Source organism: Streptomyces sp. TAA486 (assembly GCF_000426165.1).
Genome location: NZ_AUEV01000020.1, coordinates 159,822 through 172,329 on the forward strand (window position 1 = coordinate 159,822; position 12,508 = coordinate 172,329).

The following is a 12,508-nucleotide window of genomic DNA, read 5'->3' on the forward strand; positions in this document are numbered from 1 at the left end:
TGACCTCACTCTGCTGTGCTCGTGGTCTGTTGCCGCCGTCGACCCCCGTGCCCCCGTGGCCCTGATGCGGAAGTGGCCTTCCGCCGTAAAGGGAACGCCAGTTGGCGCGTCACCCGTTCCGGGGTCTACCGAACGATCACCCGATGGTTATCGAAGGGTGACCGGTCTGCCCAGCTCAGGCTGGTTTCCTCACGCACCGTCCCGCAATGATTACACGTTTCTGCACACCACCCTCGCGGCTTCACCGGCTGCCACCCGCAGCACACTTGTCCGGTGGTGTGACGTGTCGTCAGCCCTGTCGGTTCACCCGTCGCCCGTCGGCCTGGTCGCCCCGAAGTAGTTGGGGGTGTCGATCGGGTCGAAGCGGATCTTCGCCCCCGTGTAGGGCGCGTTGATCATGTGGCCGCCGCCGACGTAGATGCCGACGTGGTCGATGGAGCGTGAGTTGTTCATGTCGGAGCCGAAGAACACCAGGTCGCCGGGGAGCAGTTCGTCGCGCTTGGGGTGCGGTCCGCTGTTCCACTGGTCGTTGGCAACGCGGGGCAGCTGAACGCCGACGCTCCTGTACGCGGCCAGTGTCAGACCCGAGCAGTCGAACCGGCCGCCCTGTTCCGGAGTTCCGTTGCCGCCCCACAGATAGGGCGTGCCGAGCTTCTTCTGTGCGTAGTAGATGGCGCCCGCCGCCCGCCTGGACGGGTCGACGCGGCCCTTGGTGGAAGCGAAACTCTGCTCCATCTTCCGGATCGTCGACACGTAGTTCTTCGTCTCACGGTACGGCGGGACGCCCCCGTACTTGATCACCGCGTAGGCGCCGGCGTTGTAGGCGGCCAACATGTTCTCCGTGGGGTCGCCCGCCGCGTCCTTGACGTACGAGGCCAGCTTGCAGTCGTAGCTGGCCGCGGAGGGGATCGCGTCCTTCGGGTCCCACACGTCCCGGTCGCCGTCGCCGTCTCCGTCGATACCGTGCGTGGCCCAAGTCCCGGGAATGAACTGTGCGATGCCCTGTGCCTGCGCTCCGCTGCGGGCGTCGGCCCGCCACCCGCTCTCCTGGTAGAGCTGCGCGGCCAGCAGCGCCGGATTCAGCGCCGGGCACAGCGCGCCCCACTTCTGCACAAGGCCCTGATACGCCGTCGGTACCGCGCCCTTGGCCAGCCCCACGACGCGTCCGGCACCGCCGAGGTGAGCCGCCGCCACATACGTACCGACGATCAGGAGTGTCATGAAGGCGGCGAACAGCCCTAACCCGCCACCGACACCCAGCAGCCAGACCTTCCTACGTCCCGCACCACGCACCCGCACCACTCAACCATCCCTCATGCCAGCGTGGTTCACTGCCCATCCGGTCCGACTCATGACAGAATCCGATTGGGCGTGCCGAACACGCGCGCCGTATCCTCACTCAACCTTCATTCCCTGACTGCAGGTTCAATCTCCGACATGGGGCGGTGAGTTCACCATGTTTCTGGCGGCCGACGAGGGCGACATCACCACCATCATCGGCGGAATCGCGCCCGACTGGGGTCCGTTCGGGTCACTTGGCAACGAGGCCCGGGTGATGGTCGAGGTGGTGATGGCCATAGCCATCCTCCTCTGCCTGGGCATCGCCATCTGGGGCGCGGCGAAGCAGCGCATCGGAGCCACGGCACTTCGCGACACCTTCAGCGCCGAGCAGGGCAAGGGCCTCATCGTCGCGGGCCTGACCGGCGTCTTCATCATCGGATCGCTCGGCACCCTCTTCACGATCGTCTACGGGATGGCCGTATAGCGCGACGGCCTGCGGTCGGGTGGCGGCCGAACCGGCACCGGTGCAGAGTGAGTTGACGGCCTCACCGCTGGAATCGCCGTGGGCGGGTGCCGACGGCCCGCATCCCTCCGCGCCGACCACGCCTGACGGTGACTTCGGCCACCCGGAACTCCGCACCACCAGCCCGCCCCGCAACGGCCGCCCCTTCCACATCACTTGAGCCCCGGCCCGATCCAGTCCCGGCCGGCTCACGGCCGCCGCCCACCGCATCCACGCCGTCTCAGCGCCCCCCCCCCCGGGCTGACGGCGCGACGAGAACTCCGGAGACGCATGGACATCGTCAATCCCGCCCTCGAGGACTACCTGCTCGCCCACGCCTCCCCCTCCGACGACGTTCTCCGTGACCTCGTCGAGGAAACGCACCAGCTGGAACCGGGCACGACGATGCAGATCTCGCACGACGAGGGCGAGTTCCTCACGATGCTCGTCCAACTCACCAAGACATCTTTCGCCGTTGAGGTGGGCGTCTTCACCGGCTACTCCTCCATCTGCATCGCCCGCGGCCTCAGCGAGGGCGGCCGCCTGCTGGCGTGCGACGTCTCCGAGGACTGGACGTCGGTGGCGCGCCGGTACTGGGAGCGCGCCGGGCTGACCGACCGCATCGACCTGCGCCTCGCCCCCGCCGACCAGACGCTGCGGAATCTTCCGACCGACCAGGCCATCGACTTCGCCTTCATCGACGCCGACAAGACCGGCTATCCGACGTACTACGAGGAGCTGGTCCCGCGGATGCGCCAGGGCGGGCTGATCGTCCTGGACAACGTGCTGCGCGGCGGCCGCGTCGTCGACCCTTCGGCGCAGGACGAGGCCGACCGGGCCATCCGCCAGATCAACGACACGATCACGGCCGACAGCCGCGTCCAGTCGGTCATGCTCCCGCTGCGCGACGGGGTCACGCTGGCGCGGAAGCGGTAACTGCCGGGCCGGAAGCGGTAACTGGCCGCCGCAAGCGGGTAACGGCGGGACCGGAAGCCGTAGCGGCGGAAGCGGACGCGGCCAGGGCCATGGGCCTCCGACACCGCCGCGGGGCCTTGATCAGGGTTTCCGGCCCGCCGCCGGGTGCTGCTCGTAGGCTGCACACATGACCGATGCCTCCGTCTTCGAACGCTACTGCAGCGAGATCATCGAGCAGAACCGCCTCTTCCGGGAGACCCTGACGGCCGGCCGGCTCGACGCCCAGGTCCCCGCCTGCCCCGGCTGGACGCTGCGCGATCTGGCCATCCACCTGGGCAGCGACCACCTTCGTGCGGCGCAGCTCGTACGGACGAAGGCAGACACGTTCATCCGGCCGGATGCCGTCCCCGGCTACGGCGGTCCCGCCGAGCTCGCTGAAGCCACCGCGTCCGACACGTACGCGGAACTGCTCGGCGAATGGCTCTCCGCATGCGCGCAGCAGGTCTCGGACGAACTGCGCCTGGCCAGCGAGGAGTCTCCGGTGTGGACGCTCACCGGTGAGGACCGCGCCTTCTTCTGGGCCCGGCGCAGGACCCTCGAGACGCTCGTCCACCGGGCGGACGCGGCCCAGGCCACGGGCGGCAAGTTCGAGGCGTCGCCGGAACTGGCGGCCGACTGCATGGACGAATTCCTCGAACTCACCTCCAGCGGGGCGGCGTTGGGATGGTGGCCCGCAATGCGGACCCTGGCCGAACGCGACGGTGACTCTCTCCACCTGCACGCGACGGACAGCTCGCAGTCCGACGCGGCGGAGTGGCTGATCCGCATCGGGAACGAGGGGTTCGGCTGGACCCGGGCCCACGAGAAGGCGACCGCCGCTGCACGTGGCCCCGTCGCCGACCTGCTCCTCGTCCTCACCCGGCGCCTCTCGCCCGCTGACGAACGCGTCGAAATGCTGGGCGACCGGGAGCTGTTGGACTTCTGGCTGGAGCGCGTCGGCTTCTGAGGGAGGGCAGCGGTCCTGCGGTCCTGCGCTCCAGCGGCCTCGACAGTGGGGGCCGTTGGCAATCCGACCGCGATATCCACAGCCTGTGGACGAAGTGCGGGCTCATCGGAGTCGGGGAACTCGCGGAGGTGATCGGCCAGTTCGGGCGTCGCGCGGGCACGAACGGCCAAATCGGCTGCTCACACGCGCAACCATGCCAAACTCACCGCATGGACCAGCGCACCCACTTCATCACGCTCGCCACGCATGACCTGGACGCCGCCCGTCGCTTCTACCGCGACGGACTCGGGTGGGAACCGCTCGCCGACGTGCCGGGGGAGATCATCTTCTTCCAGACGGGCCCCGGTCTCGTGCTCGGCTTCTTCGAGGCGGAGAAGTTCCGCGAGGACATCGCCGACGCCGTGCCGGAGACGAGCACTTCGGGCGTGACACTGGCACACAACGTCGACAGCCGGGAAGCCGTGGACAGCGTGGTGGACGCGGCCGTCGCCGCCGGCGCACGCCTGATCAAGTCCCCGCGGCCCGTCCCGGTCTTCGACGGATATCACGGTCATATCGCCGACCCCAATGGCGTCATCTGGGAGATCTGCCACAACCCCGGGTGGTCCGTGGACGATTCGGGCCGCGTCCGCCTCGGCCCGGCCGACTAACGGGGCCCTCAGAGGCGGTTCGCGTCGCACGGAGCCCTGCTCACTGAGCCGCGGACGCACGTGGCGCACATGAGTGCAGCCACTCGGTTCCTGTCAGGGTCCTCGGGGACCCCGGCGCCCCCGTACGCCCCCGCGCGCGCCTTCGGCAGCAGTGACGACGGCGAGGCTGGACGTGCCTAGTGAGACGCATGGGGCAACAGGCGTACCGCATGGCAAGACGCTGCGTCACCCGTTGTCCACAGGTGCCCCGTACGGCCAGTGACACAGCTACCTTCGTTTGAGGAGACAATGCACTGACGACAGTTGACTGAGTATGAGGTTCGAGGGGGCACGTCCGGGATGAGCATCGGCGGCGAGGGGTACGGCGAGCGCGACCGTACTGGCGACGAGGGCACGGCCGGGGGTTTCGGCCGCGGTCCGGCCGGCCTCACCACGACCCGAACACGGCTTCCGGGCAGTGAGGGCGGCGGAAGACCACCCGCGCGCCCGGGGCGCAGCATCGTCACGATCGTCGGCGTCGTCGTCCTGCTGATCGCGGCGATCGCCTTCGCCAACCAGAGCGGCGACGGCGGAGGCGGCGACGACTCCAGCGCCAAGGAAGGCAGCGAGGCCCAACCGACGGCCCCCACGGGGCAGAAACCGGTCAAGGGCGGGAAGGGCGGCATCGCCTCCGGCTTCCCCCAGTCGCAACAGGGCGCGGAGAGCGCGGCTGCGAACTACGCGGTGGCGCTTGTTTCTTCGGACATCATCAAGCCCGACAAGCGTGACGGGATCGTCGAGCAGGCCTTTGTGCCGGACAAAGCCGAGGCGATGCAGTCCAAGATGGACAAGGCCTACTCGGCGAGCTTCCTGAAGAAGCTGGGACTCGACTCGGACGGCAATCCCGAGGAAGACATGACCTACATCTCGCGCACCACTCCGATCGGCACCAAGACTGTGAACTTCGATGAGAAGAGCGCGCAGTTGGACGTCTGGTGCACCGGCCTCTACGGCATGGCGGGACAAGGGTCGAAGAACCCAGTGACCAGTGACTGGTTCACCATGCGGCTGGGGCTGGAGTGGGTGAACGGCGACTGGAAGGTCGAAACGTTCAAGCAGAAGGACGGTCCCGCACCCGTCGAGGGTGACAACAGGGCATCCGGTGCCGAGGAGATCGCTGACGCGGTCGGTCAGTACGGAGGCTTCACCTATGGCCGCTGACAATCGCCGCCGTGTCACAACCTTCGCCACGCTGATTGCCGGGACGCAGGCGCTGGCCCTACTGCTGGCGACACGTGTTTCCGCAGAACCGAAGCCCGACGAGGACTGTGACCTCATCGTCGGCCCCGCCAAGGAGTACTGCGAAAAGGGCGACGAGGGCGGAGGAGGCGGGGGCGGGGCCCCCGACCCCGCCAGTTCGCTCGACCCGCTGTCGTCCCTCGCCAAAGGCTGCGCCAAGGCCGCCTCCTGGACCGTCGAACAGCTCTCCGAGCTCGTCAACAAGACGACGAACGTCGACTTCACGAACCCCGAGTTCCTGCGTCAGTACGCCGTCGTCTTCGCCGCGTCGACGATCCTCACGCTCACCATCTGGCTGCTGGCCGTCGCCAAGCGGGCGATCCGCGGTGTGCCCTTCGTCGAGGCCATCACCGAGGCGATCGGCTTCCTCTGGCTGACCGTCATCGCGTCGGCGTTCACGCCGCTCATCCTCTACACCATCGTCTCGGCGACGGACGCGGTCACCGACGTCGTCGCGGCCGGCACCTCCGACCAGACGGACAAGTTCTTCGGAACGTTCTCCGAAGCGCTCAAGAACGGCAACGACATCGGCGGCGGCCCGATCATGCTGATCGTCGTCTCCCTCATCTCCGTGCTCGCCGCGGGCGTCCTCTATCTCGAACTGGTCATCAGGGCAGCCCTGTTGTACGTGGGAGCGCTCCTCGGTACAGCCGTCTACGCGGGCCTGGTCGACAAGAACATGTGGGGCCACGTCCGCCGCTGGGCGGGCATCATGATCGCGGTCATCCTCGTCAAGCCTGTGATCGTCATCGTGCTCGGACTGGCCGGCGCGCTGTCATCGTCCGACGGCCCGGACGCCTTCTCGGCGATCGTCTCCGGCCTTTCCATCATCCTCCTGGCGATCTTCGCGAGCGCCATGATCTACCGCTTCGTCCCCGGCTTCGGTGACGAGATCGTCAACCACCGCAACGCCTCACGCGATCCGGCATCCCGCTCCGCCGCGGCGGTCGTGTCCTCGCCCGCCGCGCTCGTGCGGCAGGGCATCAACACGCACAGTGCGCGTGGCGGGGGCGGCCAGTCCGGGTCCGGCGGCGAGTCCGGCGCCAAGCAGCCACCCGCCGGCCAGGTATCCGGCGGCGTGGCCGCACACAGTTCCCGAGGCGGCGACGCTCCCCGCCCGCAGGCACCGCCCGCCCCACGCACGTACGACCGATCCGCACCGAACCGCCCGGCCAGAAACAGCGGCGGCAACCGCACCGGAGGTGACCGCAGGTGACGACGGCATCCCACGCCGCCGCCGCGCCGCGCCGCACGTACATGATCGGCCGGGCACGGCCCAACGCGGTGATCGGCAAGAACCGGGAGACCGGCGAGATCGGCCTGATCATCGCGGGCGCGTTCCTGGGCATGATGAGCGGCCTGCTCATCCCCGTGCTCGCGTTCCGCATCCCAGCGCTCGTCGGATTCCCGATGCTGTCCCTGGCGGCGATCTACGTGCCGTTCAAGGGCCGCACCTTCTACAAGTGGTTCGAGATCAACCGCTCGTACCGCAGGATGCTGCGCAACGGAGGGTCCACGTACCGTTCGGACGCCGCCGAAGCCGGCACGCACCTGGACGGGCGCGAGGTGGAGGTCGGCCCGCCGCCCGGCGTCGGGCGCATCAACTGGCTCACCGCGCCCTTCGGCCCGGACGAGCTGGCGGTGCTGCTGCACGCCGACCGCCGTACGGTCACGGCGTGCATCGAGATCGAAGGGCCCGGCGTGGGGCTCCGCGACAGCGAGGACCAAGAGGCCCTCGTCGACCGCTTCGGCACGCTCCTCAAACACGTTGCCAACGGCGACGGCTTCGTCACGCGCCTGCAGATGCTGGCCCGTACCCTCCCCGCCGACCCGGACGCACACGCCAAGGACGTCGAGCAGCGCGGGGACGAGCGCTCCGCGCCCTGGCTGCGCGACTCCTACGACCAGCTCCAGTCGATGGTCTCCACCTCCAGCGAGCAGCACCGCGCGTATCTCGTGGCGTGCATGCACTACGGGCGTGAACTCGCCGCGGAAGGCGCCACGATCGCCAAGGCGGCCCAGCGCTCGGCGGGCCGCTCCGGCAGGAAGCTGACGAAGGACGAGGGCCTCGCGATCATCATGGCCCGCGAACTGACCGACATCTGCGCCCGGTTGACGGAGGCGGACATCCGCGTGCGCCAGCCGCTGGGCCAGGCGCGTCTGGCGTCGCTGATCCACTCCATGTACGACCCGGACCACCCCATCGACCACCTCCAGGCCATGTCGAAGCGCAACGCCTGGCCGGCCGAACTGGACGCGATGGAGCCGACGTACCTTCAGGCGAAGACGCGCGAGTCCTCGACCCGCGCCCCGTGGTGCCATTCGACGGCGTGGGTGAAGGAGTGGCCGATGACGCCGGTGGGCGTCAACTTCCTTGCCCCGCTTCTCGTTCACACCCCGGACGTCATCCGTACGGTGTCGGTCGCGATGGACCTGGAGCCGACGGAACTGGCCATCGAGCGGATGCTGACCGAGAAGACCAACGACGACGCCGAGGCCAGCCGCCAGGCGAAGATGAACCGCACCATCGACCCCCGCGACGTCGCCGCGCACGGCCGCGTCGACCAGCGGGGGGAGGATCTGGCGTCGGGCGCGGCGGGCGTCAACCTCGTCGGCTACATCACGGTCTCCTCGAGGTCGGCGGATTCGCTGGCCCGTGACAAGCGCACGATCCGCGCCTCGGCCGGAAAGAGCTACTTGAAGCTCGAGTGGTGCGACAGGGAGCATCACCGGGCATTCGTCAACACGCTGCCGTTCGCGACCGGTATCCGCCGCTGAGGAGGACGCGCAAGATGATCAACGGCCGCTGCCAGCACGGCAGTTGTCCGGACAACCCGCAGCGGCGGACCCCGGGCCACCGGGTGTCCGCCGGTGCACCGCACCACGTCCGGCCCGCCGCATCCGTGACGTATCCGACCGGCATGCGCCGCGGAAGGGGCTGAACCACTCCCATGGCCGCGCTCGATCCGCTCACAGCAATCACCGACGCGTTCACCAGCTTCCTCTTCGGCAAGACGGAGACGACGAGGCTGCCCGTGCGTACCTCCACCGGCCAGGCCCAGGCCGTGTACCTTCCCACGGCCGCTCCCGGTCTGGGCGACTCCGGCGTCATCATCGGCCGCGAGGTCTACAGCGGGAAGGGATACATATACGACCCCTTCCAGCTCTACGGCCAGCAACTCCCGGCCCCGCACTGGCTGGTGCTGGGCGAGTCGGGAAACGGCAAGTCGGCCCTGGAGAAGACGTACGTGCTGCGTCAGCTCCGCTTCCGCGACCGCCAGGTCGTCGTGCTCGATGCACAGGGCGAGGACGGCGTCGGCGAGTGGAACCTCATCGCGGAGGAGATGGGCATCACCCCCATCCGCCTCGACCCGACGGCAGCCCTCGACCAGGGCATCCGCCTCAACCCCCTCGACCCGTCCATCACCACCACCGGGCAGCTGGCCCTCCTGCGTACGATCATCGAAGTCGCCCTGGGTCACGGCCTGGACGAGAGATCGGGCTTCGCGCTCAAGGTGGCGCACAGCTACGTCAATGAGACGACCGCAGGCCGACAGCCCGTCCTCACCGACATCGTCGAGCGGCTCCGCCACCCCAAGCCGGAGTCGGCGGAGGCGATGAACGTCGCCCTCGACGACGTGCGAGCCTGGGGCCTGGACGTCGCCCTCGTCCTGGACCGGCTGGTCGACGGCGACCTGCGCGGCATGTTCGACGGCCCGACGACCGTCGGCATCGACCTTGACGCCCCGCTGATCGTCTTCGACCTCTCCCACATCGACCGCAACTCCATCGCCATGCCCATCCTGATGGCCATCGTCGGCGTGTGGCTGGAGCACACCTGGATCAGGCCGGACCGCAGGAAGCGCATCTTCCTGGTCGAAGAGGCCTGGCACATCATCAACAGCCCATTCGTGGCGCAGCTCTTCCAGAGGCTCCTCAAGTTCGGCCGACGGCTTGGTCTTTCATTCGTGGCGGTGGTCCACCATCTCTCCGACGTGGTCGACGGAGCCGCGGCGCGCGAGGCGGCCGCGATCCTCAAGATGGCCTCTACACGCACCATTTACGCTCAGAAGGCCGACGAGGCGCGGGCCACGGGCAAGGTCCTCGGCCTGCCGCGATGGGCAGTCGAGATCATCCCCACGCTCTCGCCCGGCATCGCCGTATGGGACGTCAACGGCAATGTGCAGGTCGTCAAGCACCTGGTGACGGAAGCGGAACGGCCACTGGTCTTCACCGACCGCGCCATGACGGAGGCCTCGTCCGGGCACGAGAACTTCGACGCTTCCCTGGAAGCCGACCTGGAGGCCGAGGCAGAGGCCCGCGCCCTGGCGATCGAGCAGTCACCCTCGTCCTCCAACTCCACCGTCGCCTAGCCATGCCGTACGACTACGACCATGGCTACGGCCGGGACTACGGATACGAACAGGGCCGCGGACACGGCCTTCGCAGCGGACGCCCCGGCGGCGGACGATTCGACAACCGGTCATGGCATCCACAAGGCCCGTCACGCTTCCCGCGCCGCGGACCGTCCCGCGGTGGGCCGGACGGAGGCGGCGTCCCTGATGGCCTCTTGGTCGGAGGGCTCGCGCTGCTCCTCGGCACCACCGTCCTCACCTGGACTGCCACAGGTCTCGCGGGGCTCTTCGCCCACGGGTCGTGGCCGGCGGGCGTCACCTTCACCCGCACGCCCATGGCGATGCGCGACCTGGCAGCCGACCCGAAGGACCTCGCCGCCGCCTGGCCGGGAGTGAACCCTTCGCAGCTGTCCGGCTACGGCCTCTTCTGGGGCCTTTTCATCGGGCAACTACTCGTACTGGCCGTCCTCACCGTCTTCGCGGTCGGCACCGTCACCCGAGCCCGCGCAGTCCGCGCCGCCCGCCGCGCACAGCCCATCGCGGAAGCCGCCATGCCCGACCCGGACGTACGGACTCAGCCGTCCCAGGAACCGGCCCCGCCAACGGAGTCCGCGGTGCCGGTGGCGGCGCCCGCCGCACAGCCCGCACCGGCTCCCACCCCACTTGTCGCAAAGCTCAGCCGGCCGGTGCAGGAAGACTCTGGGTCCACCGCCACCGACGACCTCGACGACGTGGCAGCGACGCACACCCGGGTACAGGACGCTCCGGGAGCCGTCCTCGTCGCCACGTCCGACACCGCTCTGTGGGAGGCGACCAAGAACTCCCGCTCGAAGATCGGCCCGGTGCACCTCTTCGACCCGGGCCAGCTCTGCGACACCCCTGACCGCCTGCGCTGGTCCCCGCACCACGGTTGCGCCGACCGGAACACGGCGGCGGCACGCGCTACGGCGCTCCTCGCACCCCTGCGCTCATCCCGTCCAATCGACGCGGAGATGCACACCGCGGCCGAGACCCTTCTGCGCTCTTGGCTCCACGCGGCCGCCCTCGACGACCGGCCCTTCCGTGAAGTACACCGCTGGGCGCTCGCCAAGACGGCCCCCACCGATCCCATTCAGACACTCCGCACCCACCCCAAGGCGGCGCCCGGAGCCGGGGGCGAACTCGAAGCCACACTCACGGGTCACCCCGAGCGCCGCAAGGAAGCCACGGACCTGGTGCGCCGCGCCCTCGCCCCGCTCTCCCAGCTCCACGTCCGCAACGCGTGCACGGGAGCACGAGCTGACCGAATCGCGTTGGAATCGTTCATCGACGAAACGGGCACGCTCTATGTGGTGGGCGACGACCCGGAGTTGATGCCCATTCTCAACGCACTCGCCCAGAGCGTGGTCGAGCACGGCCGGCGCATGGCCGCACGGTCATCCTCCGGCCGGCTCGGCCCACCACTCACGACGATCCTCCAACTGCCCGTCTAGGGAAGGCTCTCGGGGCGGAACGAGGCGGCAGCTCCCGCATCATCTCGAATTCCTTCAGCACGGGCGCCTTCGGATCGCTCACAAACCCGCCCGTGCGCACGAACCCAATCCTCCGGTAGAACCCCTCGGCCCTGCGATTGTGTTCATGGACGTGCAGCACCATCCGCTGCACATAGGGCCGTTCACAAGACCATTCCTCCACGGCCTGGAACAGCTGCGCCGCCAGGCCCGTTCCCCTGTGCGCAGGCCGCACATAGACACCCACGACATGCGCGCTCTCCCCCTCATCCAGCACGGTCGCACTCCCGGCCCAGCACCCGCCGTCCTCCTCGTCCTCCCCGATGAACGTCTCCGCGAGCAAGCCCTGCGTTCCCTGCGCCGCACGACGACGCCAGAACTCGTCGTCCTGAAGAGCAATCAGCTCATACGTCTCGTTGAAGGCCACTGACGCCACAGGGTCGGCAAGTGCGGCCAGCCGCAGTTCACGCAACAGCTCCCAGTCCTCGGCCAGCACAGCCCGGATCTTGTACGCCATGACCCGATACTCCCGCAGCAGCACATGCCGCGGTATCGATTTGCGCTGCTCTTGAGGTACGAAGCGGCGGGGCCGACGCCCCACGCCGACCCCGCCTTTGTGCACTCCCAGACCCCCCGTATTCCCCGAGGACGCCCGCGCATGCACACCCTCGCCGACCCGAGGGGCGTCAGGGCATGAAGAAGCCCCGTTGGTGTGTGTGGGCTGTTGTTCCCACCCCTCCAACGGGGCTTCTCCTACAAGGAGTTCGGCGGTGACCTACTCTCCCACACGCTCCCGCATGCAGTACCATCGGCGCAGTAAGGCTTAGCTTCCGGGTTCGGAAAGTAACCGGGCGTTTCCCTCACGCTATGACCACCGAAACACACCCCGGAAACCGGAACCGGTCCGGGGAAATCTTTATGTGTATCAGCGATGAACGCTGTTCAGTTGTATCCGCACAACGGTTGTTGTTTCAGATACCGCACAGTGGACGCGAGCAAAAAGAATCTGTGGTCAAGCCCTCGGCTTATTA

The 12,508-nt window shown here is 68.4% G+C and carries 11 protein-coding genes and 1 rRNA gene; 9 read left to right on the forward strand and 3 right to left on the reverse strand.

Annotated elements, in window-relative coordinates:
- Positions 1–303: 303 nt before the first annotated feature.
- Positions 304–1,221 carry a C40 family peptidase gene (locus tag I004_RS0125725; RefSeq protein WP_078511813.1) on the reverse strand — a complete coding sequence of 306 codons (918 nt, stop codon included), beginning with the start codon at positions 1,219–1,221 and terminating at the stop codon, positions 304–306.
- Positions 1,222–1,456: 235 nt separating this feature from the next.
- On the opposite strand from I004_RS0125725, the gene I004_RS0125730 reads away from it, so the two are divergent.
- The 9 genes from I004_RS0125730 (at position 1,457) to I004_RS36065 (ending at position 11,459) form a co-directional block, all read left to right on the forward strand.
- Positions 1,457–1,765 carry a hypothetical protein gene (locus I004_RS0125730; protein WP_028437854.1) on the forward strand — a complete coding sequence of 103 codons (309 nt, stop codon included), beginning with the start codon at positions 1,457–1,459 and terminating at the stop codon, positions 1,763–1,765.
- A gap of 309 nt (positions 1,766–2,074) precedes the next feature.
- Positions 2,075–2,719: a class I SAM-dependent methyltransferase gene (locus tag I004_RS0125740; protein WP_028437856.1), complete on the forward strand. Its 645-nt coding sequence runs from the start codon at positions 2,075–2,077 to the stop codon at positions 2,717–2,719.
- Positions 2,720–2,885: 166 nt separating this feature from the next.
- The gene (locus I004_RS0125745; protein ID WP_028437857.1) at positions 2,886–3,704 is read left to right on the forward strand and encodes a maleylpyruvate isomerase N-terminal domain-containing protein; all 819 of its coding nucleotides are present in this window, start codon (positions 2,886–2,888) and stop codon (positions 3,702–3,704) included.
- Positions 3,705–3,913: 209 nt separating this feature from the next.
- Positions 3,914–4,354: a VOC family protein gene (locus I004_RS0125750; protein WP_028437858.1), complete on the forward strand. Its 441-nt coding sequence runs from the start codon at positions 3,914–3,916 to the stop codon at positions 4,352–4,354.
- Positions 4,355–4,693: 339 nt separating this feature from the next.
- Positions 4,694–5,554: a DUF8175 domain-containg protein gene (locus I004_RS0125755; RefSeq protein WP_028437859.1), complete on the forward strand. Its 861-nt coding sequence runs from the start codon at positions 4,694–4,696 to the stop codon at positions 5,552–5,554.
- On the forward strand, positions 5,544–6,848 hold the full coding sequence (locus I004_RS0125760) for a hypothetical protein (RefSeq protein WP_028437860.1): 1,305 nt from the start codon (positions 5,544–5,546) through the stop codon (positions 6,846–6,848). Before I004_RS0125755 ends, I004_RS0125760 begins: the two co-directional genes overlap by 11 nt.
- A gap of 41 nt (positions 6,849–6,889) precedes the next feature.
- Positions 6,890–8,410 carry an SCO6880 family protein gene (locus tag I004_RS0125765; RefSeq protein ID WP_486580312.1) on the forward strand — a complete coding sequence of 507 codons (1,521 nt, stop codon included), beginning with the start codon at positions 6,890–6,892 and terminating at the stop codon, positions 8,408–8,410.
- 173 nt (positions 8,411–8,583) lie between these two features.
- Positions 8,584–10,005: an ATP-binding protein gene (locus tag I004_RS0125770; protein ID WP_028437862.1), complete on the forward strand. Its 1,422-nt coding sequence runs from the start codon at positions 8,584–8,586 to the stop codon at positions 10,003–10,005.
- Between the two features lie 2 nt (positions 10,006–10,007).
- Positions 10,008–11,459, forward strand: coding sequence for a site-specific integrase (locus I004_RS36065; RefSeq protein WP_486580300.1), 1,452 nt, complete (start codon positions 10,008–10,010; stop codon positions 11,457–11,459).
- On the opposite strand, the gene I004_RS36070 is transcribed toward I004_RS36065, so the two are convergent.
- Both I004_RS36070 and rrf read right to left on the reverse strand, forming a co-directional pair.
- Positions 11,431–12,018: a GNAT family N-acetyltransferase gene (locus I004_RS36070; protein WP_486580302.1), complete on the reverse strand. Its 588-nt coding sequence runs from the start codon at positions 12,016–12,018 to the stop codon at positions 11,431–11,433. The two genes, I004_RS36065 and I004_RS36070, sit on opposite strands and share 29 nt — an antisense overlap.
- Before the next feature lie 221 nt (positions 12,019–12,239).
- Positions 12,240–12,356 (reverse strand): 5S ribosomal RNA (gene rrf / locus I004_RS0125785).
- Between the last annotated feature and the right edge of the window lie 152 nt (positions 12,357–12,508).